Genomic DNA, 25742 nt, shown 5'->3' with positions numbered 1-25742 from the left:
TTAAAATTTGAGGAAAACCGCGCCAACAATCAAGCTCTATTTGCCCAACCTGCTTTTTTCTTATCGGTCAAGCATTTTATAGAATTGATGGGCATCACTAGAGTTATTTTCCCTCAAATGCGTATAGGCTTGTATATTGATTGAGTTTTTTTTGAAATTTTTAATTGGAATATTCTGGTATAAACACTAAAATTTAGTCTTAACCTTGAGGTATCAAGGGTTTGACTCGTCTACTCAAAACTTCTGCACCATATTTATTTATGATGTTGGCGGTTGGCATGTGCACCGAATATACCATTGCTATGGCCAGAGCAATTTTAAGAAAGTTTTGGTCTAGAGGTTAAGCCTAGTTGCCTAAAATACCAGAGTTACCAGAAAGTGTCTAGCGAGGAGGAGGATTAGGAAAATGCAGGGTTGGTTATCCAAATTCATCCACCGCAAACGTCGTCGGTTTTGCGCTTCTCTGGTGCGAACGTATCGAGAGATTAGTTCTGCTTCTGTAGATGAACTGTGGCAAAAAGTCGTTGACTTAACGGATGTTTCTTGGCATCCACTACTTAAAAGTACTAACGTACCCTACGGATTAGTACCCAAACCAGGATTAATTTTTCAGGCTGTAACACGCTTTTCGCCAATTCCCATCCGGATTTTTGTGGAACGCGTCAATCCCAGAGAAATGCTGAGTATCCGAGTTATGGCAATTCCTGGAATAGAAGAACGGGTCACCTACCAAGTAGAATCAACAGTTTGTGGTACTTGTTTATCTTATTCTGTAACACTACGCGGTTGGTTGTCACCCCTAATTTGGTCTTTATCTCGTCCTTACGCAGACCGCGTTGCACGCTCTTTAGTCGAAGCAGTAGAAAAAGCGCCATTACCAGCAGTATCAGGTACTAAAAAATCTATTAATGACAGTTGTTTTGATTTTTAGGTATGGGGCATGGAGCATGGGGCATTGGGCATTGGGTATTGGGCAAGCAGGAAGTGTGGGAGGGGTGGGAAGTGTGGGGGGAGACGGAGGTGTGGGAGGAAAGGGAAGCATAAATTCTCTTTTTCCCCATCTCCCCACACTCCCCCATCTCCCCACACTTCCCCATCTCCCCATACCCCGTGCCCTATGCCCCATTCCCTATACCCAATAACGTTAAGATTCTATTTAGGTAATAATCCAGTTTCCTAAGTTTTATTACGGCAGCGATCGCGAAAATACCAATCTGCTCTTGCTTTTATTTACATCCAGTTAATAGCTAAGATGCTGACTAGGATTGTATTTCATCAATTGCAACAGAAGTCAGGAGCTTCAGCCTTCCTTAAATCAGAACTTCGGTAAATTTTGAATTTTGAATTTTTTATGTACGATGTCCTTGATTCGAGCTCTGTCTTAGAAGTATTGCGACCAGTGCAAGACCCAGAACTTCGCAAAAGTCTGGTAGAACTGAATATGATTCGCAATGTCAAAATTGATGGTGGTAAGGTTAGTTTCACTTTGGTGTTAACTACTCCAGCCTGTCCTTTACGTGAATTTATTGTTGAAGATTGCCAAAAAGCTGTTAAAAAATTACCAGGCGTTACAGATGTAAGTGTAGAAGTAACGGCAGAAACACCCCAACAAAAAAGTTTGCCAGACCGCACTGGTATTTCTGGAGTCAAAAATATTATTGCTGTTTCCAGCGGCAAAGGTGGTGTTGGTAAAAGTACTGTGGCGGTCAATGTAGCAGTGGCTTTAGCCCAAACAGGAGCAAAAGTCGGTTTACTAGACGCCGATATTTACGGGCCTAATGACCCGACAATGTTGGGGTTGGCAGATGCCGAAATTGCTGTGCGTTCGACTGACAAAGGTGAAATCCTCGAACCTGCTTTTAATCACGGTGTCAAATTAGTTTCAATGGGCTTTTTGATTGACCGAGATCAACCAGTGATTTGGCGCGGGCCAATGTTAAATGGTGTAATTCGCCAGTTTCTCTATCAAGTGCAATGGGGAGAATTGGACTATTTGATTGTAGATATGCCACCAGGAACTGGAGATGCTCAGTTAACTTTAACCCAAGCAGTACCAATGGCAGGAGCAGTAATTGTCACCACACCCCAAAATGTCGCTCTGTTAGATTCTCGTAAGGGATTGCGGATGTTCCAACAAATGAACGTCCCGGTATTAGGAATCGTGGAAAATATGAGTTATTTTATTCCACCAGATATGCCAGATAAGCAGTATGACATTTTTGGTTCCGGTGGTGGTTCCAAAACCGCTGCTGAATTGGAAGTGCCACTTTTAGGCTGTGTACCACTAGAAATTTCCACGCGAGTTGGCGGCGATAATGGTGTGCCAATAGTTGTTGCTGACCCAGATTCAGCTTCCGCAAAAGCACTAAAAGCGATCGCTCTCAACATCGCTGGTAAAGTATCAGTTGCAGCTTTGACATAATAAATTTTAATTCTATCTGTTCCTTGGGCTATAGCCTGGGAATACTAGGGACTGGAGATTGGGAATTGGGGACTGGGGGAGATGGGGAGTGTGGGGAGTGTGGCAAGTGTGGGGAGTGTGGGGAGATGGGGAATGTGGCAAGTGTGGGGAGTGTGGGGAGATGGGAAAAAAGAGAATTTATGCTTCCCTTTCCTCCCACACCTCCGTCTCCCCCCACACTTCCCACCCCTCCCTCTCTTCCCACCCCTCCGTATCCTCCCACACCTCCTGCTTGCCCCATGCCCAATGCCCAATGCCCAACAATTAAACCTAAAGTCTAAACTGACACAATGTTATTAAAACGATCGCTCCCCAAAGTTCGCTGGAAGTCTTGGGTTAAGCCTTGGCAATATGTAGATTGGTTATTGTTTTGTTTACCAGTTGCTGTCAGTATTTTTGGCGGCATCGCCATCCTCAGTACGGAACTAAAGCAGCCAGTAACCGACTGGTGGTGGCACTGGTTGGTGGCAGGTATCGGTGTACTGATAGCACTTTTTTTAGCTCGTACCCGTTACGAAATCTTAATGCAGTGCCACTGGGTAACCTACGCACTTACGAATTTCAGCTTAATCGCCGTGATGATTGCCGGTACTAGCGCTAAAGGGGCACAGCGATGGATCAGTATCGCTGGCTTTAATGTGCAACCCTCAGAGTTTGCCAAAGTTGGCATGATTATTACCTTAGCAGCCTTGTTACACAAGCGCACCGCTTCTAAACTCGAAAGTGTTTTCCGCGTACTGGCAATCACCGCTATACCTTGGGGATTAGTATTTTTACAGCCAGATTTAGCAACATCAATGGTATTTGGGGCGATCGTCTTGGGAATGCTCTACTGGGCAAATGCTAACCCAGGCTGGCTAATTCTGATGATTTCTCCTGTAGTTGCTGCCATTTTGTTCAGCATATCTTGGCCTTTAGAACAACCGATAGTTTTATTTAAAGAGCTATCTTTTGGCCCGTTAGGGATAGTTTGGTCAATCGCTATGGCTATTATCGGTTGGCGAACTCTGCCCTGGCGTCGATTTGGTTTGGGTGCTATCGGTGCGTGGAGTCTCAATATATTTGGTGGCGAATTAGGAGTTTTTGCCTGGAATCATATTTTGAAACCCTATCAAAAAGACCGACTTACTGTATTCATGGATCCAGATCACGATCCCCTTGGTGCTGGGTATCACTTGATTCAATCTCGCATTGCCATTGGTGCCGGTGAAATTTGGGGATGGGGTCTGTTCAAAGGCCCAATGACGCAACTGAATTTCGTCCCAGAACAGCATACAGACTTTATTTTCTCAGCAGTCGGCGAAGAATTCGGTTTTGTTGGTTGTTTGATAGTACTCTTTGTTTTTTGCTTAATTTGCTTCCGCTTACTGCATGTTGCTCAAACCGCCACAGACAATTTTGGTTCGTTGTTGGCTATTGGCGTTTTGTCCATGATTGTGTTTCAGTTAATTGTCAACGTTGGCATGACTGTCGGCTTAGCGCCTGTAGCAGGAATTCCCTTACCCTGGATGAGTTACGGACGTTCTGCCATGCTGACTAACTTCATTTCCTTGGGAATAGTAGAATCGGTAGCAAATTTTCGCCAACGGCAGAAGTATTATTGATAAGCAATAGGCAATAGGCAATAGGCAATAGGCAATAGGCAATAGAACCTGCCTGAATAATCGGAATCTTTGCCTCTAATTTGAATTATGGAGAAAATTAAACATTTGAAACGAGCCGACTTACCCAATTTTTTAATACCTACTTTTTAAAATCCCTAATTTGAATTATGGGGATTCCCCTATTGCCTATTGCTTTCTTGCCTATTGCCTCTTAAAAATAACCAATGAGTATTAACAAGTATTAAGCTATTAACAGGAAACAAGTGAGGCTAAAGAGATGATTCTGCCTGGAGCAACTGTTCGCGTCAAGAATCCCGCAGATACCTACTATCGCTCTGAAGGACTCGTGCAACGAGTGAGTGATGGTAAGGTAGCCGTATTGTTTGAAGGTGGTAACTGGGATAAATTAATTACCTTCCGCCTGAAGGAATTAGAAGTCGTAGAGACCACAGCTGGACGTAAAAAAGGAAAATAGATTAATTAGAAGTAGAGACGCGATTAACCCTTGTCTGTAAGTTAGAAGACACGCTATTAATCGTATCTGTACAGGAGTTAGGAGTTATTATTGTTCAACTCCTAACTCCTAACTCTTAACTGAGCACTCCCATGCGCCTTCCATTACCACAGTTTGATAGAAGCGATCGCCATCCCAATCACTTTGCAGAGGTGATTGAAACTAGTACTACTGAATTTTTGGCACAGTGTTTGGAACCAGAAGATTTAAGCTTTCCCTCTATGCCGCCTTTTGGTAGTTGGGTTTGTGCGGTGGATGAAGAATCTGGCAATGTCGTTTACGCTGTGGTATATCATGCTACTACTATGCCCATAGATTCCGTACACCGAGCTAGAGCTTTGGGGCTGTCATTGCAGGACTTACGTGAAGAACAACCCCAGATATTTGCCATGCTTAGAACAGAATTTAGAGCTGCCATCGTTGGATTTGAACTATCTTCACAAAATCCAAGTTATAACCGAAGAGTATATCAGTATCTACCACCCCGTCCCCCGCAAATTCATCAAGCTGTTTATCGGTGCGAAGCTGAAGCGATCGTTAAATTTACTGAAGAACTAGATTTTTTGCGGACACTCCTTTGTATCAATGGTGCGCCAGTGGACGCCTTGACCGCAGCTGCCATTCGAGATGTATATCAGTTACGTAAAGCTGACCGAGAATGGCTAATTAAAGCTGGGCGGAACCTGAGCGTATTACTTAAAGACGACTACGATCGCTTGCGGTTCATTTTGAGCCAAATCCACCCGTAGGTAGTTAGTTCTTAGACAATTGTCTAGTTTAGTGTAAGTTAAGATTTTTGATTTTTCGTCAGGCGGCTCCTACATCCATTTATATCAATCGAGCGCTCGTCTTCAAGGCGATCGCAGTTTTACCATAGCCTCATCAATTCCTACCTATGGAACTCATATCACAAGTTCTTGCTCTGGAACCAACTTCCCAAGTTCTTAGCAAGGAACCAATTGTTTCCTTTGCTATTTTGCTCGTGGTCATCTTAGTTATACCTATTATGTTTGAGCGACTAAGATTACCAGGATTAGTGGGTTTGGTTTTCTCTGGACTAGTACTTGGCCCTTCGGGCTGGCATCTATTTCAATCCAACTCACCGATGATTAACCTACTATCAGATATTGGGTTAATATACTTGCTATTTGTCGCAGGGCTAGAAGTCGATCTAGAAAAGTTCCGCAAAAGGAAAAGTCGCGCCTTTGGATTTGCTAGCTTGACTTTCAGTGTGCCGCTACTTATGGGAACCTTAGTAGGTCTGATTTTAGGCTATAGCTGGACTACTGCAATTTTAATAGGCTCTTTATTCGCTTCCTACACCCTTTTGGCATATCCCATAATCACTCGTTTGGGAGTAGTAAATAATGAAGCGGTTACTGTCACTATTGGAGCCACTATTTTTACAGATATTGGTGCAATACTAATATTGGGTGTTTGTGTAGCTGTGGGTCGTAATCAGGTATTTAGCTTAGCTCAACTACTCACTTTGTCGGGTTGGTTAACGATTTATTCTGTTGCCGTTGTTGCAGGATTTGACTGGGCAGGTAAAGAGTTTTTTCGCCGTTCAGGAGACGATGAAGGAAACAAATTTTTGTTTGTGTTGCTTTCTGTGTTTCTTGCTGCTGTGGGCGCTCAATTAATTGAAGTAGACAAAATTGTTGGTGCTTTTTTAGTGGGTTTGGCAGTAAATGAAGCTGTAGGTGAAGGCCCAGTCAAAGAAAAGGTGGTATTTATTGGCAGTGTATTATTCATTCCGATTTTCTTTGTTGACCTTGGTTTATTAATCGATTTACCTACCTATCTAAATAACCTGAACGCCATCAAGTTAACGCTGTTAATTATAGTCTGTTTGATTGCCAGTAAATTGATCGCAGCTTTGTTGACAAAACTAGTTTACCGCTATAACTGGCAAGAAATACTGACAATGTGGTCGTTATCAATTCCCCAGGTTGGTACAACTTTAGCCGCAACTTTAGTAGGACATCGGGCTGGATTACTTTCATCAGAAATATTACACAGCATTATTATTTTAATGGTCGTGACCTCAACCTTGGGGCCCTTTATCACCAGTCGAATAGCCGTTGGTTTGACCTCCTCGCCAGCAGCCGTAGATCCACCACCAACAAATCTACCCGATGGCGATGCACCAGAAACAGACGGTGCTTTGAATATAGTCGTACCTGTCTATAATCCTCAGACGCAGCAGTATTTGATTGAGATGGCAGCGTTATTAGCGCGTCAGTCAAAGGGTAAAATTGTACCGCTAGCGATCGCCAATGCTGCTGCTCACATGGATGCACCCCAGTTAGAAGCTACTCTAGAACGCAGTGAGCGCTTATTAACAAAAGCCACCGCCCAAAGTCGAGTATTAGGTGTAGCCGCAGAACCAGTGCTACGAATTGATGATGCTTTTGCTCAAGGAATTAGCAGAGCTGCCCGCGAACAAAAAGCTAGTTTAATTGTTATGGGTTGGGGTAAACGTACTGGGTTGCGAGCATTATTATTTGGAAATGTTGTTGATGGCGTGCTTTGGGCAGCACATTGTCCTGTAGCAGTAACACGTTTAGTGGAATCACCAAAAAAAATTCAGCGTATCCTAGTGCCAATAGAAAATTTAACAGCACCGATATTGCAGCCCGTACAATTTGCCCAAATGTTGGCACAAGCAAATCAAAGTCACATTACTGTGCTGAATGTGTGCGATCGCCGCACTAGTTCTAGTAAAATTGCTTGGAGGCGATCGCACCTCTCACTCTTAGTATCTAAATTAGCTCTGCCCAATACCCCAGAAATTCAAATTATCGCTCATGAAAATGTAGCTCAAGCAATTTTGCAAGCAGCACGGTTATACGATTTAGTTGTTTTACCTTTTATACGCAATCGCACTAGTCCCGGTGGGTTAGCCATTAGCGATGTCACCACAGAGTTAGCCAGACAACTCACCTGTTCCATTGTCATGCTTGGAGAACCACAACGCACTCAAACAAATATAGTTATTTGTAATACAGCTAATAACATCACATCTGCTGTATGATATAGTTCGATAGATTTGGGCTGCGTTAGCCTAGCCTGCGGGAGGCATCGTATTAAAAAAAATATTGACAACAAATGAATTACCTCTAATGTTTACAGTAAAAACACTTTATATTGTTGAAGATTTGATGAACTTTAGGTAAAAGACTGACAATCTTTAGACAATGTTTGTTATTTTGCTAGTTAAATTGTTAACAAAGCAGGTAAAAACATAACAAAACTACAACCTTAAACAGTTTTGGATTAAGTGTTGTTCATTTTTAGTTCTGTATTTTTGTGCCCAAGCTGGGTAACCTAAAAGATAAGTGCGATAGCTACTGAAAATATTTGTAAGTAACTGGGAAACTATGAGAATTTTGGTGACGGGCGGTGCTGGGTTTATTGGTTCCCATCTCATCGACCGACTAATGAACGAAGGGCATGAAATAATATGCTTGGATAATTTTTACACAGGTCATAAACGTAACATTCTTAAATGGTTAGGTCATCCGTACTTTGAATTAATCCGCCACGATATTACCGAACCAATTCGATTAGAAGTGGATCAAATCTATCATTTAGCTTGTCCTGCTTCTCCCGTACATTATCAATACAACCCAGTCAAAACCGTTAAAACTAACGTGATGGGAACACTGAATATGTTGGGGCTGGCCAAGCGCGTGAAAGCTAGGTTTTTCTTGGCTTCAACTAGCGAAGTATACGGTGACCCAGAAGTTCATCCCCAAACTGAAGAGTACAGGGGTAGCGTTAATCCCATTGGTATACGTTCGTGCTACGACGAAGGCAAAAGAATCGCTGAAACTCTGGCATTTGATTATTACAGGCAAAATAAAGTTGATATTCGAGTTGCTCGGATCTTCAATACATATGGGCCGAGAATGTTAGAAAATGATGGTCGGGTAGTGAGTAACTTCATAGTTCAAGCCTTGCGGGGTAATCCTTTGACGGTTTACGGAGATGGTTCGCAAACCCGGAGTTTCTGCTACGTTTCCGATTTGGTAGATGGATTTATTCGCCTAATGAATGGCGATTACATCGGGCCAGTGAATCTGGGTAATCCTGGTGAGTATACAATTTTACAATTGGCACAAGCTGTGCAAAACATGATTAACCCAGATGCACAGATTAGATTCGAGCCACTACCTTCGGACGATCCCCGGCGTCGCCAACCCGATATTACAAAGGCCAAAACTTGGTTAAATTGGGAACCTACCATTCCTTTGCAAGAGGGGTTAAAACTAACAATAGAAGATTTCCGCGATCGCATGAACAGCGATGCCAAAAATTCAGCCTCTTGAGCAGTGCTTAGCCCTGCTCTCAACTTTCGTGCAAGCTCATCTTATTTGGTAGCCGGTACTTTAGTGGCTGTGTTTCCTCTCGGTGTATAAGTGTCATATTGACTATTTCTTTTTTTAAACTAACGCTCAATCAAGCGAGGAGTTGAAAATGCGTGTTTGCGTAATTGGTACTGGTTACGTCGGTTTAGTTACAGGTGCTTGCTTAGCTCATATTGGGCATGATGTCATTTGCGTAGACAACAACGAAGAAAAAGTCAAATTAATGAAATCTGGACAGTCTCCGATTTTTGAACCGGGACTCTCAGAAATCATGCAGTCTGCCATTCAAACAGAAAAAATTCATTTCACAAGTGACCTAGCTGCGGGAGTTGCCCACGGAGAAATTCTGTTTATTGCCGTAGGAACACCACCTTTACCAACTGGTGAGAGTGATACTCGTTACGTTGAAGCCGTAGCCCGTGGTATTGGGGCAAACCTCAACAATGGTTATAAAGTAATTGTGAATAAATCAACAGTACCCATTGGTTCAGGTGACTGGGTGCGGATGATTGTTCTAGATGGTATCGCTGAACGCCAGAAAAGTTTGGTAGCCGCAGGTGGCGTATCTGAAGAGAAATTACCTGAGTTTGTAGCCGAGTTTGATGTAGTCAGCAATCCAGAATTTTTGCGCGAAGGTTCAGCAGTTTACGACACCTTCAACCCCGATCGCATTGTACTAGGAGGCAACAGTCAAAGGGCAGTAGCTTTAATGCAACAACTGTATGCCCCAATTGTAGAACGCAAGTACGCAGCCGATCCATCTTTACCACCAGTACCAATTCTGGCAACAGACCTCAGTTCGGCGGAAATGATCAAATATGCCGCTAATGCCTTTTTGGCCACTAAGATTAGTTTTATCAATGAAGTTGCTAACATTTGCGATCGCGTTGGTGCTGATGTTACCCAAGTAGCCAAAGGAATTGGTCTAGACTCCCGTATTGGTAACAAATTTTTACAAGCTGGCATTGGTTGGGGTGGTTCTTGCTTCCCGAAAGATGTCTCCGCCCTCATTCACACTGCTGACGACTATGGCTATGAAGCTGAATTGCTCAAAGCCGCAGTCAACGTCAACGAACGCCAACGTCTAATTGCTCTAGAAAAACTGCAACAAGTCCTGAAAATCCTCAAAGGTAAGACTGTTGGGCTACTCGGTCTCACCTTTAAGCCTGATACCGATGATATGCGTGATGCTCCAGCGCTCAACTTAATTGAACAACTCAACCGACTGGGAGCTAAAGTCAAAGCCTACGACCCCATTGTTTCCCAAACAGGTATGCGTCATGGTCTTTCTGGTGTGTTAGTAGAAACCGATGCTGAAAGACTAGCTGACGGTTGCGATGCTTTGGTACTCGTCACCGAATGGAAACAGTTTAGCACTCTCGATTACCTGAAGATGGCAAAATTGATGGCTCACCCCGTAATCATTGATGGTCGCAACTTCCTCGACCCTGAAGCAATGGTGCGGGCTGGATTCCAATATGTAGGCGTTGGCAGATAGATGATTTTGTTAGGAGCCAGAATTCAGAATGCAAAATTCAGAATTCTGAGTTCACAAGATTGAATTTCAAATTTCTAGCTTTTTTTATTAAGTAGGGTCATAACATTGTTATGACCCTATTATTTTTTACATCCAACAAGATTTACTTTGAGTTTTATCTCATATCAATTTTGGATTAAAAGCATTTACTACAAAGTGGGCTGAGGGTGTGCCACTAGTTCACTTTAATTATGAGACAAATACCTTGGTAGGGGCACGGCAATGTTCCTTACGCGAAGTCTATATGTCCATATATAGTAGTTGCCAGCTAGGTAGGACATAAACCGAGGGTAAAACCCCGACACTAAGAGACTTGTAAGACTGTTGCCTGCCATACATCAGGATTCTGGTGAAATGAGATGATGCGGAGAATTTTGAATTATAAGTAATTAAGCGAACTTAATATTAGAGCTAGGCCCTCGGCCTAGTCTTTTTTAATTCTGAATTCTCAATTCTGCTATATGAATTTTGGACTTTTGGATCTAAATGATGAAATTAAGTGTTACGTGGAATCCGCTCAATCTCAGCATAGCCACTGAAAATTAATTTTTGACCTTCAGTTTCTAATCGGTTGAGTCGCATCTTTACTCCATCAAGGTCAAATCGATCCAAATCAACCATATTATCTAAAATTTCCACCAGTGCCACGCTCAAGGTTTTGGAAATTTCCCGCTGTGCTTCTGGTACTTGGTCAAGCTCAATTTTCGGATCTTTAAAGGAAACTCGCCGCCGCCTTTCAATCCCTATAGTTACGACCATACTTAAAGGCACAAGTTCGCCATTATTTAAATCTGCTTTGGCTTCAAGCTGCAACTGATTTCCAGGCAATAGCTGTACCCTGACTTCCGTAAAGGAAACTGGTTCACCGCCAGATAATGCCGTCAACGATGGTACAGATAGGTTAAGCAGGCGCTTTTTCACTAATTCGGCATTGAAGGCTTGGTTGATGCCCGCTTCTGATAAAATTACTTGAGCGACTGCTTGAGTAGGTTGCTTGAGAGTAAGTTTGCCGCTTAAAACCGAGCCAAAGTCAATAGCCACCGCATCAGTTTCAAATGACATCTCCTCCACCGCAAAATCCCTGCGGATTACCAAGCCACGACCGCTCATTTTGAAGCTATCAATGCTGCCTTGCAACAGTTTGCTGGAGGGATAGCAGCGCACAAAGACTTCTACTGACTCGCTTTGGGTAAACAAGTGGCGAATCGTTTGGCTAGCGACCGTGTTGAGCATCTGCTCTCCCCAATCTGTGCCCTTAGGATTTTGTAGACCAGTAAGTCCGCCGAACATGTGGTTTTTAGTCTCTAGAAGTTCTTTGTACTTTTGTAACAAATTGTGAACAATAGAGCAAGCGATCCCATGATTGATTGTGCTGATAGGTAAGCGTAGGATGGCTGATGATTAGAACACAAATGTATCAGATATTACTTTTTACCTAGTGATTGGGAATAATTTAACTAAGTTATCGGTAAGATTCTCACCACTACTAAGTATGATAAAGCTAAAACCTGATTTAGCTCGAATCAAATAAGCTAAATATTGCTGTTGAAATTTATTACCAAAGGCGATGCGATCGCAACTTCATTAAAAAGTGCGATCGCACCACATACACTAATCATAAAACTATCTGGTAAATTGCAGGACGATATCTCGGTTCAACAATTGGTTTACCTTCGATTTTAGCTGCATCTAACCATGCTGCTTTTGCTTGCAAAATTTCACTAATTGCTTCTTCTTCTGTTAAATCAAATACTGAACAGTATTTCAAATCAGGAATATCAGCAATATAACCCTGCTCTTTTTCACTGTAGGAAATATTGATATGATAGTTTGATAGTTTTTCATTCTTCATCCTTCAAAGTTGCCATCTTCTCAGCAACCTAGTATCGCCACTAAAATACGCAGCAACTCTTCTATATCAGCAGGGACACGATATAAATTTAGGTCTTGAGTTATTTGTTTATCTTCTCGATTCAATAACCCAAATTGCCAAATATCCCCTGTAGAAACAGCGCCCTGTAAATTTGCCTCTTGAGAGTCAGTCCACGCATCAATAGCAATCAATTCTACAGCAAGCTGAGTAAAACCTCTCGCCAAATCAGCATTTTTGGCTTCTACAACTAAGAGTTTACGCTCTGCGTGCAAATAATAGTCCAGGGAACCCTTTAATTGTTCTGTAACAATTAAAGGATATTCAATTCTAAGTTGAGCGCGGGTGTAGTGAATAACATCAAGTAAAATTGGTGCGATTAGTAACTCCCTGCGGGCTGCTTCACTAGTCAAACTAATATATGGCAAACTCTCCTCAATTCTAGATTTGAGATTTGTAAGTCTATCTAATTCAATGTTGGACTTTTGTAGATTCAGTGAAGAACGTTTTAAAGAATAACCAAATTCAGCCAGTATGTCTTCTGGCTCGAATGACATCTCAAAATAGCTTCTGAAAGTATATGACTGATTTGGTTGGAGAATGGGAATTTTGCTCATATTATATGATTAAACTATTTTGCATCGTTTAGGCTTTGCCGAAGTAGCAACCTGGAGCCGCAAGTTACACCCAACAATGAAGGCAAAGAAATGATGAATAGAAATTATCTACTACCTCGTCAATAACCTCCGGCGCAAATTATCCAATGCTGCATTTGCACTCACATGGCGAATTAAAGAACGTCCTCGTGCAGCACCGAAATGATATTCAAAACTTGCCACTTCATCCTTTGGCCCAGCTAAACCGACATAAACCAAACCCACTGGTTTAGTATCTGTCCCCCCAGTAGGCCCAGCAATACCAGTGATACTCAACCCCCAAGTTGTAGAAAGCCGGGTTTTGACTCCAATTGCCATTTGTTCTGCAACAGTAGCACTTACCGCACCAAATTTATCTAAATCTTCCTGGTTAACTCCAAGCAGCCTAACCTTCACTGAATTGTCATAAGAAATGACTCCACCCCAAAAGTAATCAGAACTTCCAGAAATCTCTGTTAACATTTGCCCTAGTCCACCACCAGTGCAAGATTCTGCCACCGAAAGCGTTTCTCGCGACGCACGCAACAACTCACCGACAACGGAAGCAGGGGTATCATCATTGATACCGTAAAAATCCAGCCCAGCGATTTCTTTAATTTGTTTTTCAACAGGTGCAATCAAAGCTTCTGCTGCTGTTTCTGAATTTGCTTTTGCAGAAACTCGCAACCTGACTTCCCCTTTGCCTGCATAAGGGGCTACGGTGGGGTTTGGCAATTTTAAATAAGAAGCAACCTTTTCCGCCAAAGCAGATTCGCCAATACCCCAAAACTTTAAACTGCGGCTGTAAATAATTTCCTTACCCCAACCTTGACTTTTGAGAAAAGGAACGGCTGTTTCTTTCCACATTGGGTGCATTTCGCTCGGAACGCCAGGAAAGGTAAAAATCGTGATTTCCGGACGGGGTTGCCAAATGATACCGGGTGCAGTTCCAGTGGGGTTGGGTAGAATTTCCGCACCTTGGGGAATTAAAGCCTGCTTGCGGTTACTTGGTGACATCACCCGACCCCGTTGGGCAAATTTCTGGGTTATGTCTTCGATGATTTCTGGGTGTTCTACCAAGGGGGCTTGAAAAAAATCGGCAATGGTTTCACAAGTGAGATCGTCCGGGGTGGGGCCAAGACCACCAGTGAAAATGAGAATTTGCGCCCTGGAAATAGCAATTTCTATAACTTGCTTCAACCGTTCTGGATTATCACCAACCACGGTTTGATAGTAATGGGGAATACCTAACTGGGCTAATTGTTGCGCCAAAAATTGAGCATTGCCATTGAGGATATCTCCTAGTAGCAATTCTGTACCAACACAAATAATTTCTGCACTCATTGAATTGGGAAGGGAGTAGGGAAGTGGGGAGTGGGGGAGATGAGGAGATGGGGGAGCAGGGGAGGCAGGGGGCACAGGGGAGAATAATAACTCCTAACTAAGCACAGCCAATGCCCAATGCCCAATGCCCAATGCCCCATACCTTAAACTAGTGCTGCTACAGGAATTTCCAGGTGAGGGTATAAGGGGAAGCGATCGCACAATGCGGCCACCCTTCGTTTACAATCTTGAGCGACTTCTTCGGAATTTGGAGAAAGCAGGCGATCGGCGATAATATTTGCAATCTCGGTAAATTCTACTACTCCTAAGCCGCGCGTTGTCATTGCTGGGGAACCTAACCTCAGACCGCTAGTCACAAATGGTGACTGCGGATCGAAGGGAACAGTATTTTTGTTAGCAGTAATATTGACACCGCTGACTAACTGATCTGCTTGCTTACCAGTCATGCCAATGGAACGTAAATCCACGAGCATTAAATGATTGTCAGTGCCATCAGACACTAACTTTAAGCCACGGTTTTGTAATTGTCGTGCCAAGGCACGAGCATTTTCAATCACTTGGGCAGAATATGTTTTAAACTCTGGCTTGAGGGCTTCTCCAAAAGCTACTGCCTTACCAGCAATCACATGTTCCAATGGCCCACCCTGGTTGCCAGGAAAAACGGATTTATCTAATTTTTTACCCAGTTCTGCATCCCCTGTCAAAATTAAACCACCTCTAGGGCCGCGTAGAGTTTTATGGGTAGTTGTTGTTACCACATGACAATGAGGAATTGGGTCGGGATGAAGACCACTGGCAACTAAACCAGCTATATGGGCAATATCCGCAAGTAAGTAAGCGCCAACTTCATCAGCAATACTACGGAATTTTTCAAAATCAATTATACGAGGATAAGCAGAATAACCACAAATCAGCAGCTTAGGACGCTCCCTTAGCGCCAGCTCCCGAATTTGGTCATAGTCAAGTTGTTCTGTTTGTTGGCTGACACCGTAGTGGCTAACTTGGAACCACTTACCTGAGACATTTACAGGGGAACCGTGGGTGAGATGTCCGCCATGAGACAAATCCATCCCCATAATTTTGTCCCCTGGTTCCAGCAGAGTCAGAAACACAGCAAAATTAGCCTGTGCGCCAGAATGGGGTTGGACATTGGCATGAGCAGCACCAAACAGTTGTTTAGCCCGGTCGATGGCCAGTTGTTCGATTTTGTCGATAAACTCGCAACCGCCATAGTAGCGTTTACCAGGTAGCCCCTCGGCGTATTTATTTGTCAGTACTGAACCTTGAGCCGCCAATACCGCAGGCGAAGTAAAGTTTTCACTAGCAATCAACTCCAAATGGTCTTGCTGACGCTGTAGTTCGTCGTTGATTAACTCCGCGATCGCCGGATCGCTGGAGGTGAGAAAATCTGAATTAGTCTTAGTCACTTCAATTATCCTTATGGAAATTTGTACAACGGCTGATGCGTGGTTCTATCAGCACCTAAATAACAGTCAAGTGTCCATAGCTCAAAGTAGTTCAATGGTTTTTGACTGCTCTAGGAGGCGATTAATTGAATTAAAGTTAGACTCAAGCTCGATTAATGCATTAACAATCATAACGTTGCTTTTTGACCCTGCGTTATTCAAGTTTTTTGCGATCGCTCTTATGCGTCCAAAAAGCCAGAGAAAGCGGAGTGCTTAAGCTAAAAAACTGCCAATAGGCCATCGTTAGCTCCTTAACTCGCCATACACCATAGCAATCTTAAATCAAATAACAAGACTCCCGACTTCTATAAGAAGTCAGGAGTCAGAGGCTTGCTATTTTCACAAATCAAATAGGATTCATATACCGATTTTGATAGTAAGCCAAAATCTGGTTAACTCGTTGCCGACTTTCTAAAGTAGAGTTTGCTGTCAACGAAAGTGCTAAGCCACCAATTTGGCTTTGATTGTAATCAAACTGTTGAGATGACTGGGGAATTAAATCTACTTCTACCCCTTCCACTTGTCGTAAATGCGCTGCGATTTCTCGATAAACTGCTAAAGGCAAACCAGGGAATTCAATTTTTTCCTTAGTCTCCATCTTTTATGAAGCTCCCACATTAACTGCATTTTCGGGGGCCATTGTCCCTAAAATAGAATTGCCAGTAGCAGATGCCGCTGATGGCGTTGAAGCTGATGGCGTTGAGTTGACAGGCCCTTCCCCTACCATTTTGGCAACTTCGATGCCATTTTGTTCCAAAATCACAATCGGGTTGGAACCTCCATTCATTTCAATGCGCTTAATCAGCACCCCATTGGCTAATCGCTGTCCCGCCTGCACATAGCGACTTGTGGGTTCATCGGGTACCTTGATAATTGCTTGGGGTTCCTTAGTAATCAGAACTACACCAGTGACAACTACTGCCCTTGCTAAGTCGGGTTGTGGTGCTGGTGGCAACACAGATACTAAAGTTGGGTTGGGCACAACTTGAGGCAAAACTCTAGGCAAAACTGAAGTCAAAGTAACATTGGCTTTTTTTGGTACAGCAGCAATGTTATTTTTCTTTTGATTTGAAGCTACGATACCTGTTGGCAGTTTTCGCCCTGGAGTTGATGCAGTAGGTAGCTTAGGCAATACAGGAACAGGTCTTCCTGTGGTTTTCGGCACTCCAGCAACGGTCTGTCCAAAAATTTCGGCAAAGGGGTCAGTGCGATTTTTTGATACCAAAACTACTCGTGCCCGTTCTGTAGGATTAGTAGATTGAATTAAGCTCAGACTAGCAGGAGAAACTTGTGAAACCTGTTTGGCAGGTATAACTGGATTTTTGAAGGATTGAGCCGCTGGTGGCGACTTTTTTGCTATTTTCGGAATTGGTGTCGGCTCTATGGCTTGTGGTGTTTCTTCAGAAGCACATCCAGCGATCGCCAAACTTAAAATAGCTGCAATTGTAATTGTTAAATTTCTGCCCATGAGTCTTTCTCAAAAGCCATTGGAGAATTGAAAAGTCGAAATTAACATGCCTGAATTTTCTCTTCAAGGCAAAGTCTGTTCCCGTTATAACCTAATTTTTTGATTTTCAAGGGTTATTTTTCGCACAATCAACCCAGCATAACTGCGGGTTCAGTTTGTTTGCAGTTAATCATCTGCTACACCCATAAGCTGTTTCATCAGATCCAGTCCTTTCTTAACTCTGCGGGAAACAGTTACTACACTGATGCCCAGATGTTCTGCTACTTGTTTTTGGGTCAAATCTTGCAAAAACACGCATTCCAAGACATCGCGGGTACGCTTTTCTAGCTGAACCAATGCTTGTTGTAAGCGAAGTTGGTCTTCTTGTGCTAACTGAAAGCTGCGGTAGTGAGGATCTGGAACTAATTCTCCCAAACAAGTAGAACCTTCTTCTCCATCCTGAATTGGCACATCTAAACTCAAGGGAGCGCGATTCACCCATGCTAATTTAATTTCTTGCCATTCAGTGGGAGAAATTTTCAGTGCTGCTGCTAATTCCGAATCTGTTGGTTGGCGATTATGTGTTTCACGCCAAGAACGTGAAACTCCTATTGCTTGCTGTTGCAGTGCCAACCATCTCCGAGGAATTCGCACGGTGACGCCTTTATCTCGCAGATAGTGTTGAATTTCCCCTCGAATATAGGGAAGAGCATAGGAACTAAAGGCGTGTCCCTTGGAAAGTTCAAATCTTTCAATAGCTCTAATTAAACCCAAACATCCAACTTGGAGCAAATCATCATAGGTTTCATGACATTGATTTGTCCAGTAGTGAGCTTCTTTTCTCACAAGTCCAAAATTGAGTTTTACCAGTTGATTACGAACATGTTCGGAGCGAGATTGCTGATATTCTCGTAACAACTGCCAAATTTCATGTTTTAGTTCATTGGTGACTGTGGTAGGCATGGCACCGGGTTTATTGAGCAAATAAAGAATTAATAACTCGCGCTTAAATTCAGCTGCGATCGCACACAATTTAAAAGAAAATCTGGTGTTTTATGCTCTAGTAAATTTAGGAAAAATAATAAAATTTTTCTTTAGTTTTCCATAGTTTACTTGGCAATTGAGCGATATTTAAGTGGGCGAAATCCACAGAATTGAGTTTTTTATCGAGAAACAATTCAGGAATACAGAGTTGAGCCAAAAGCACTCCTGAATTCTGACTACTGATTTATTCTTCAATTAATTTGGGTATTATCTGTAGTTTGGATTTGAGAACTACATAGAAATAAAATATATAATTAGTTACTAAATATCAAACCGAGATTGTACTTAATTTCATTAATTAATGCTGAAATTAAGTTGTATAAACAAAAGTATGAAAGTTAAAATTGGATTAGATGAGTGACAATTAAATTTCCAGTAAAATTACATATAAAATTAAATAAATTTATTAGTATTCAAAAATTCCTAAATACAAAGTTAAAAAATAGTATGTATTTTTACGCAAATAATAAAAAAAGGGCAAACTGCCCCTTGTTGTAGTTAATTTATAGCCATTTCGCAAAAACCTACTTACCCCCAAAATAAAAGGGGGTAAGGGGTAACTCTTGTAATGAAAGCTGATGCCGACAGAATGGTGGTTCTGAATGCCAATCAGTTACGTAACTCAAAAGGATTTGGCTATGATTTGGATTCAACCCGACCGTAGAATATACCGCGAATCTTAACTTCTTTAGGTTCGCCAGCACCTAAATCAGTATCAGATGGTTGTTCGCTCTCGAAAGTACCAGCAATTTCACCGCTGCTGTTATCTACCTTAGCTACTTGCAGAGAAATCTTGCCGTTGAGGATTTCTGCACGCTTGACGTTAGTGCGGGTGAGTTCTTCATCATCCGCTTGAGCAGGTAGAGCCACGGCGTTATCATAGCCGCTAACGACACCACGACCTTTGGGATCTAGGAAAGCGGCACCACGATAGGAAGGAACTTTGAAAGTACCTTCAAAGTCAGTGGAGGTATTAATGCTGGTCAATTTGGGTTGGGTTTTAGCAACCAAGTTTTTGATGGTGAAGAGGAAAGGTACTCGCTCACCACCAGGGAGTTGCACGGTAATGGCTTGGAAGTCAAGACCATCAGTTTCTGCAAAAGTCAGGCTATTATCTGAGTTGAATTTCAGATCGCCTTGTACCTGGTCGATAGTGGATGTGTATCTAGTCAACAATTTGCCAGCAACAAATTCTGCTTCTTGCCGTTTATTAGCAGGTTCTTCTTTGACGAAGAAACTAGTTGGTTCCAAGCAAAGTTCTTTGATGGCATAGGACTGGCTAGAATCAAGGGGAATAGAACCACGGCTTGTTTCTGATAGTTGAGGGCATTTGTTAGCTAAGCCAGTGCCTCGAATTTGTTCGTAAGTGAGTACATCCCTACCACTACTAGCAGTAGGAGCATCACTACAAGCAGTTATTAGCCCCAGGCATAAAGCCAAGAATGCGACAATTAAAGCGCGATACCTCATGGTCAACCTCAATCTCAAAAATTAATATCTAAGTTGTAAAACTGCATCGAACTGTGTTATGTATGTGACGCCACTACATACGCCTATTGTTTGATGGGTAAATCAGCCAGATCATACGATTTTTTTTAACTCAAAATCAAAGTACTCTAGTCTCAAGCAAGAATCTTCTGATCCCCTCTAGCTCACGCGAAGGCTGTGCTAAACGGTACTACGCTGTTTTACAGGCGATCGCAATAGCTTTTCATAAAGATACAAATCTAGTTATAGTCAGGCGTGATTGAGAGGGTGGGGACGTGGAGAGTTGAAAAAAATTTCTGAAAAATTGTACAGACGGTTGGCCTGGTTCGGTAAAGTGACGTGAATGAATTAATACTGGCAAACTAGGGAAAATTAAAAATCTCCGGTAAATTTGAGTTGGCCTCATTTACACGGAAAGGGTGGGATGAACAACAACAAAACTATTGAGTCAGAAAATTTGCTTTCCAAACTCGAAGCGATCGCAACTGTAGTAAATGATACAGTTGATAGCTGTCAAGGTGACACTGTAGCTCTTTTGTCTTTGCTGCGAAAATTAGAGCAGTTACACCGAGAAATCCGAGATGGAGTTTTTCAACAGAGTTTGCCTGTCAACCGTCGCCAACTCTACTCACTGCTGAAAGATATTGAATCTGAGGGAGGCTGGCCTTATATTGAGCGAATGAAATTACAAGCTTTTTTAGCGAATTTGCCCCAAGAAGACCCCCAAGAAAATAGCCCTGAGCTTTTGGAGAGCGATCGCTCCTTTGGTTAATTCACCAATCATTAGTCATTGGCCATTTGTAAAAAACCAATGCCCTATGCCTAGAGTATGCCATCACAAAGATGGCGATCGCGCTGTTCGAGATTGCGATTATGTTTGAGGTAATCATCCACCCACTGGCAACCACGAACAACTAAGTCATCAAGATTTAAATTCCAGAGAATTATCGTGTTGTCATCACTAGCTGATGCCAATGTTTGACCATCTGGGCTAAAGCTGACACTTAATACTGGAGCCTGATGCCCATTGAGACTTTTAATTAATTTGCCTTCACGGCTCCAGAGTTTCACTGTACCGTCCCAACCAGCGGCGGCGAGTAATTTTCCATTGGGACTGAAAGTGACGGCATTGACGCTATCGCTGTAGCCCTTCAACAAGGTTTTTAGCAATGTACCATCCCGTTGCCAAAGTCTTACAGTGTTGTCCCAACTGGCAGAAGCTAGCAATTCGTCAGTGGGACTAAAGCTGACACTCAATACCCAACTGTCATGGGGCGAAAAAGTTTTGAGTAAAGTACCATCTCGCCGCCAGAGTTTTACTGTTTGGTCATCACTGGCAGAAGCTAAAACCTGGCTATCAGGGCTGAAATTAACGCTATTCACCCAGCCATGATGCCCCACTAATGTTTTGAGTAACCTGCCTTGACGATTCCAAAGCTTTATCGTTTTATCTTTGCTAGCTGATGCCAAAAACTCGCCATCTGGGCTGAAATTCACGCTCATCACACTATCGGTATGTCCCTGGAGAGTCACGATTGAAGTACCGTCAAGCCGCCAAAGTCTTACAGTTTTGTCATAACTTCCTGAAGCTAGCATTTTACCTTTGGGGTCAAAACTAACGCTGGGAACTTTATCTGTGTGCCCTACCAAGGTTTTGTAGAGTCGGGTTCTGAGTTCACCACTACTGGTGTCTCTTTGCCAAAGTTTGACGGTGCGATCGCTACTACCAGAAGCTAGCATCTGGCCATTGGGACTCCAAGCAACGCTCAAAACTCGATTCTCATGGCCTTGGAGAATGGACGGTCTTGGCGCATCTAAACTCCACAGTTTTATGTTTTTGTCAAAACTTCCCGAAGCGAGCAATTTATTATTGGGACTGAAAGCTACGCTAGCAACAGCATCATTGTGTCCTTTAAAGGTTTTGAGTAAGCTCCCATTAATACTCCAGAGGTTTATGGTATTGTCTTCACTTCCAGAAGCTAATTTTTTACCATCGAAACTAAAGCTTAAACTCCACACTGTGTTGCTATGCTGCTGTAAAGTTTTGTAAGGAAGAAATTTAAAACTGCCGGTACTGGTGTTTTCCTCTTTTTGCCAAAGTCTTACTGTTTTGTCTCGGCCTGCGGACGCCAACAGTTTCCCGTCAGGGCTGAAAGCAACCACCGTTACACCCTGCTGATGTCCCTGCAAAGTTGTAACCAACTTGCCATTCCTTCGCCAGATTTTTACTGTTTTGTCGTCACTTCCTGAGACAATGAATTGCCCATCAGGACTAAAGCTTACCCAATTAACCCAGCCGTGATGTCCCCTGAGTATTCTTACTAAACTACCGTCTTTGTGCCAAAGTTTTATGGTTGCATCTTTACTGGCGGTAGCTAATAACTCGCCATCAGGACTGAAATTAACGCTATAAACCCAATCTCCATGAGCTTTTAAGGTTTTATATGGCTGGGGATAAAATTCTTCTGTAATGGGGTTTTGACGCCAGATTTGCACTGTTTTATCAAGACTGGCGGAGGCTAGGGTTTTACCATCAGGGCTGAAACTGACGGCGGTTATCGCATCATTATGCCCTTTGAGAGTCTGGAGTAACTTTCCGTTAGGACGCCAAAGTTTCACTGTCCGATCTCGACTTCCTGATGCCAGTAACTGACCATCTGGGCTGAAAGCTACTCCCCAGACAATATCGGTGTGCCCTTCTAACCTGTTAACTTCCGTTACTCCATAAACTGCTTGTTGTAGGGCTGTAACTACCCGCATTCGGGTGTCTGGCTGCACAAACTCTGCCTTTTGAAGTCGTTTCCAAGCCCGTAAACTTTCTAATAAGGCATCAAATTCCTTATTAGAGGCAAATAAAGCTTCGCTAGCAGCAGCGATCGCACTAATTTTTAAGTTGGTTTCACTACGTTCAGCTCGTAAAGTTTGGCTAATTGCTGCTCTTTTCTGTAAATCAGCTTGCCACCATAATGCTGCTATTGTTCCCCCCATGATTGACAGCACTACGCCTGCTATACGTGCTTCTCTTAATCGCCTTTGCAAAATCAAAGTGAGTTGCTGTTGACTAAGTTTTTGAGCTACTTCTGCTTTCTTTTTTTCTAGTTTAATTTTTTCTAATTCGGCTGCGATACCATAATTGTTCTTTTGGCGAATTGGTTCAACTAAATAATCGTGAACTAGCTGGTAGCGATCGCCTAATTCTTCTCTGGCTCGCAACACCAACCCCGAACCTACTAATATTTCTAAAATCAGTTCGCAAACTTTGTTAAAACCTGATAATCTCATTTCGAGATCGTGATTATTAGCTAATGCAGCAACTAAATCCGCTTTGGTTTTTAATGGCCGCGTGCCTTTTTCATCAGTTAACTCAAATAATAATTTCCAAGTTAACTTTTCGTTTTCCTGACCGCAGTCTTTGATAACTTCCCCCAGCCAGCGTTCCACTAATTTTGTCCACCCACCGCAAAGTTTATATTGTCCGAGTGTGGTAATGTTTTCTATTTCCAATTGAGCGCCGACTATTTGTAATTCAATTGGATGTACTTCGTCGAATTCTCCTGTCAAATCTTCTACTAATCGATTGATTAATTCATCACTCAGTTCATAATGCGAACGTTGAGTCAAACTGTAAATTATTGCCTTAGCATCTTGGCTAGAAAATTTTCCTAAATAGTAACGAATATCTTTATCAAGAATATTTTGATTTATTACTCTTAAATCATATACTTCAGTAATGTTTTTCTGACTTAAACGTTCAAATTCTAATAAATAATGTAAATAATCTTCTCGTAATGAAAGAATAATTTTTACATAAGGAATATTTAAACATTCGCTAAAAAATTTGTAAAATTCTATTCTTTGCGTACTAGGATTACTCACAAAGAAAAACTCTTCAAACTGGTCAAATATCAGAATTATTGTATGATTACGCTCAGTTGCTAATCGAATATTTTCAAGCAGTACAGTAGTTGTATGGTCGAGATTAACTGATATTTCTGTGTGTGCTAGAGCTTGGTTGACACTGCTTAGCAAAACTGTAACCCAGTCAGTATAAACAGACAAAACAATAGGTACAGGAATGCGTTCGCCGATAGCTTTTCCCTTGAGCGCTGGTACTAAACCAGCTTTGAGAATTGAACTTTTTCCTACACCTGATTGCCCATAAATTACTGTCAGTTTATAGTCAGCGCGAGCAATTCTTTCAATTAAGCGATTGACATCTTGCTGTCGTCCAGAAGCAGATATTTCTTGAGCAACTTCCTCAGGAATAAACGGTATTTTTTCAGCTTCTAATACTGGATTAATTTTAGAACGTTGTGGCTGCAATTGACTTGCACCAATAAAGGCACGAAAGCCATACTGATGTTCTATTTGAATTTTTTCTCGTTTGAGCTTGAAGGCTTCTGTGTAGTCGTGACGTTCAAAAAAATAAAGCGATCGCAATTCCTCTAAAATCTCTAAGTAAAGTGACGGCTGATGTTGGAGTTCACAAACTACCTTCGCCCATTCCAAGTTATTGATTGCTTCTTCCCACTCACCTAAATGCCGCTGTGTACGTGCTAGTAAGAGAAGATACCAACTTTCTTGTTTTTGGGAAACTTCTGTTGCTGCTTCACAGATAGAAAGTGCTGTATTCGCTAGCTCATGAGCCAATACCCAATTTGATTCAGAAGCCGCTACATTTGCCAAAAAACCATAACTTTGAGCAATTTGTAATGGGGTTCCGTAAGTTTTCTGTAGACCTAATGACTTTTGAGCTAATTCTTTTAATTCATTCCAAGCTTGTAAACGTTGCAGCATTTCACAAACAGGTGAAATAAATTTAGCAACTAAATCTTCTCTTTCTACTTGGTCTAATATTTCCAGGCATTGTTTAAACCATAAAAGAGCATGTTGGCAGTAGCTACTATTAGCACTGTGGTTTAAGTCTGCCATGCGCCGATAACATAGCCCCAGATGGAATAGTACTATTGCTTGTTTAACTAAAGATGAGGGAGATGTATTTTTACCTTCTCGTAAGGTGTGAGATGAGGAGGATGAAGGAGATAAAAGTAATTGTTCGCTGATTTTCCCCACGTTCCCACTTTCCAATTCCGCTACTCTTCTTGCTTCTTTCTGCCACAATGCTAAGCTTCTTTGATAATTAGCTAAAGCAGCATTCATTTGATCGTTAGCATATTTATCTCGCCCTAAAACAAACTCTAAACTTGCTTCTAATCCTGGCGTTAAGTTAATGCCATACAAGCGGAGCAAATCGTTACGTGCTGATTCTATTTCGTGGCGATGTTGAGATTTAGGATCTAAATCTAGAGAAGCATTAGATAAAAAAGTTTCGGCACCTGCTTCTAAAACTTTGGCAAATAAAGATTCTGCTTCTTGATTAATCAAAGCAATTAAATCTGCTTTTGCCATTTCAAATTTAATAGTAGTTGCAGCCCAGCTTTTGAAATCAGGAGCTAATCTCGAAAGCAATGATGCTACTTCATCTTGTAGCCACAATACCACTGGAAATGGAAAAGTTGCGGCATAAAGATCTCGTGCTTGGTTGATACCTGTAAGTAAGTTTTCCAAGTCGATTATCGACTCAATACCGAAAATCATTACAGCTGATGGCAAAGAGTCTGTGACAACAACAGGATTATCTAGAAATAGTTCTGAAACTATTGTGTTGTGTAACGAAGTAGTTGATGGATTAAGAACGATTTCTTTTATATTGATGTCTTGAGTGATGGAGCGGATGTTTGCTAACATTTGCTCCCGTAGTTGCCCGTAATTACACCGTACTAAAATCAGAGCAAATTGACCTTCAGAAAGGGCGATCGCTCTAATCAGTCTTTGCAAAGTATGTTGATTTTCTTTGGTCATTGGGTATGGGACATTGGCCAAACAGGGCATGGGGCATTAGTCCTTTGCTATTTGCAAAGGACTAATGACTAATAACTAATTACACTTAACTTACCCA

General features: G+C 42.1%; 21 protein-coding genes. 10 read left to right on the top strand and 11 right to left on the bottom strand.

Annotated elements, in window-relative coordinates:
* Positions 1–406 precede the first annotated feature (406 nt).
* The 3 genes from H6H03_RS20115 (at position 407) to H6H03_RS20105 (ending at position 2422) form a co-directional block, all read left to right on the top strand.
* Entirely contained in the window at positions 407–931 is a 525-nt protein-coding gene (locus H6H03_RS20115; RefSeq protein WP_190956858.1) for an SRPBCC family protein, read from the top strand.
* 16 nt (positions 932–947) lie between these two features.
* The gene (locus tag H6H03_RS20110) at positions 948–1142 is read left to right on the top strand and encodes a hypothetical protein (protein WP_190956857.1); all 195 of its coding nucleotides are present in this window, start codon (positions 948–950) and stop codon (positions 1140–1142) included.
* 209 nt (positions 1143–1351) lie between these two features.
* A complete protein-coding gene (locus tag H6H03_RS20105; protein WP_190956856.1) occupies positions 1352–2422 on the top strand; it encodes an Mrp/NBP35 family ATP-binding protein in 1071 nt (356 codons plus the stop codon).
* A gap of 28 nt (positions 2423–2450) precedes the next feature.
* Here H6H03_RS20105 and H6H03_RS20100 read toward each other — a convergent pair whose 3' ends face one another.
* Positions 2451–2702, bottom strand: coding sequence for a hypothetical protein (locus tag H6H03_RS20100; RefSeq protein ID WP_190956855.1), 252 nt, complete (start codon positions 2700–2702; stop codon positions 2451–2453).
* A gap of 49 nt (positions 2703–2751) precedes the next feature.
* Here H6H03_RS20100 and rodA point away from each other — a divergent pair, with 49 nt between their 5' ends.
* The 6 genes from rodA (at position 2752) to H6H03_RS20070 (ending at position 10450) form a co-directional block, all read left to right on the top strand.
* Entirely contained in the window at positions 2752–4065 is a 1314-nt protein-coding gene (gene rodA, locus H6H03_RS20095) for a rod shape-determining protein RodA (RefSeq protein ID WP_190956854.1), read from the top strand.
* A gap of 277 nt (positions 4066–4342) precedes the next feature.
* Positions 4343–4540 (top strand): NAD(P)H dehydrogenase subunit NdhS, encoded by a 198-nt coding sequence (locus H6H03_RS20090; protein ID WP_190956853.1) that lies wholly within the window; start codon positions 4343–4345, stop codon positions 4538–4540.
* Positions 4541–4671: 131 nt separating this feature from the next.
* Entirely contained in the window at positions 4672–5328 is a 657-nt protein-coding gene (locus H6H03_RS20085) for an HAS-barrel domain-containing protein (RefSeq protein WP_190956852.1), read from the top strand.
* Positions 5329–5474: 146 nt separating this feature from the next.
* A complete protein-coding gene (locus H6H03_RS20080; protein WP_190956851.1) occupies positions 5475–7616 on the top strand; it encodes a cation:proton antiporter domain-containing protein in 2142 nt (713 codons plus the stop codon).
* 346 nt (positions 7617–7962) lie between these two features.
* A complete protein-coding gene (locus H6H03_RS20075; protein WP_190956850.1) occupies positions 7963–8913 on the top strand; it encodes a UDP-glucuronic acid decarboxylase family protein in 951 nt (316 codons plus the stop codon).
* A 148-nt stretch (positions 8914–9061) separates the two neighbouring features.
* Positions 9062–10450, top strand: coding sequence for a UDP-glucose dehydrogenase family protein (locus tag H6H03_RS20070; RefSeq protein WP_190956849.1), 1389 nt, complete (start codon positions 9062–9064; stop codon positions 10448–10450).
* A 534-nt stretch (positions 10451–10984) separates the two neighbouring features.
* Here the strand turns inward: H6H03_RS20070 and H6H03_RS20065 are convergent.
* The 9 genes from H6H03_RS20065 to psbO form a co-directional block, all read right to left on the bottom strand.
* Entirely contained in the window at positions 10985–11779 is a 795-nt protein-coding gene (locus H6H03_RS20065) for an LmeA family phospholipid-binding protein (RefSeq protein ID WP_190956848.1), read from the bottom strand.
* A 325-nt stretch (positions 11780–12104) separates the two neighbouring features.
* Entirely contained in the window at positions 12105–12341 is a 237-nt protein-coding gene (locus H6H03_RS20060) for a type II toxin-antitoxin system HicB family antitoxin (RefSeq protein ID WP_190956847.1), read from the bottom strand.
* Between the two features lie 20 nt (positions 12342–12361).
* Positions 12362–12976 carry a hypothetical protein gene (locus H6H03_RS20055; protein WP_190956846.1) on the bottom strand — a complete coding sequence of 205 codons (615 nt, stop codon included), beginning with the start codon at positions 12974–12976 and terminating at the stop codon, positions 12362–12364.
* A gap of 111 nt (positions 12977–13087) precedes the next feature.
* Positions 13088–14338, bottom strand: coding sequence for a competence/damage-inducible protein A (locus H6H03_RS20050; protein WP_190956896.1), 1251 nt, complete (start codon positions 14336–14338; stop codon positions 13088–13090).
* Positions 14339–14481: 143 nt separating this feature from the next.
* Positions 14482–15765: a serine hydroxymethyltransferase gene (gene glyA, locus H6H03_RS20045; RefSeq protein ID WP_190956845.1), complete on the bottom strand. Its 1284-nt coding sequence runs from the start codon at positions 15763–15765 to the stop codon at positions 14482–14484.
* A 385-nt stretch (positions 15766–16150) separates the two neighbouring features.
* The gene (locus H6H03_RS20040) at positions 16151–16402 is read right to left on the bottom strand and encodes a hypothetical protein (RefSeq protein WP_190956844.1); all 252 of its coding nucleotides are present in this window, start codon (positions 16400–16402) and stop codon (positions 16151–16153) included.
* A 3-nt stretch (positions 16403–16405) separates the two neighbouring features.
* A complete protein-coding gene (locus tag H6H03_RS20035; RefSeq protein ID WP_190956843.1) occupies positions 16406–17272 on the bottom strand; it encodes a hypothetical protein in 867 nt (288 codons plus the stop codon).
* Positions 17273–17437: 165 nt separating this feature from the next.
* A complete protein-coding gene (locus H6H03_RS20030; RefSeq protein ID WP_190956842.1) occupies positions 17438–18214 on the bottom strand; it encodes an RNA polymerase sigma factor SigF in 777 nt (258 codons plus the stop codon).
* Positions 18215–18931: 717 nt separating this feature from the next.
* Entirely contained in the window at positions 18932–19765 is an 834-nt protein-coding gene (psbO, locus tag H6H03_RS20025) for a photosystem II manganese-stabilizing polypeptide (protein WP_190956841.1), read from the bottom strand.
* A gap of 442 nt (positions 19766–20207) precedes the next feature.
* Here psbO and H6H03_RS20020 point away from each other — a divergent pair, with 442 nt between their 5' ends.
* Positions 20208–20555, top strand: coding sequence for a hypothetical protein (locus H6H03_RS20020; protein ID WP_190956840.1), 348 nt, complete (start codon positions 20208–20210; stop codon positions 20553–20555).
* Between the two features lie 50 nt (positions 20556–20605).
* Here H6H03_RS20020 and H6H03_RS20015 read toward each other — a convergent pair whose 3' ends face one another.
* The gene (locus H6H03_RS20015; RefSeq protein ID WP_190956839.1) at positions 20606–25645 is read right to left on the bottom strand and encodes a WD40 domain-containing protein; all 5040 of its coding nucleotides are present in this window, start codon (positions 25643–25645) and stop codon (positions 20606–20608) included.
* Between the last annotated feature and the right edge of the window lie 97 nt (positions 25646–25742).

The organism is Nostoc paludosum FACHB-159 (assembly GCF_014698835.1).
Lineage (GTDB): Bacteria > Cyanobacteriota > Cyanobacteriia > Cyanobacteriales > Nostocaceae > Nostoc > Nostoc paludosum.
The sequence above is the reverse complement of the archived record's forward strand: the minus strand, read 5'-3'. Positions and strand labels throughout refer to the sequence as shown.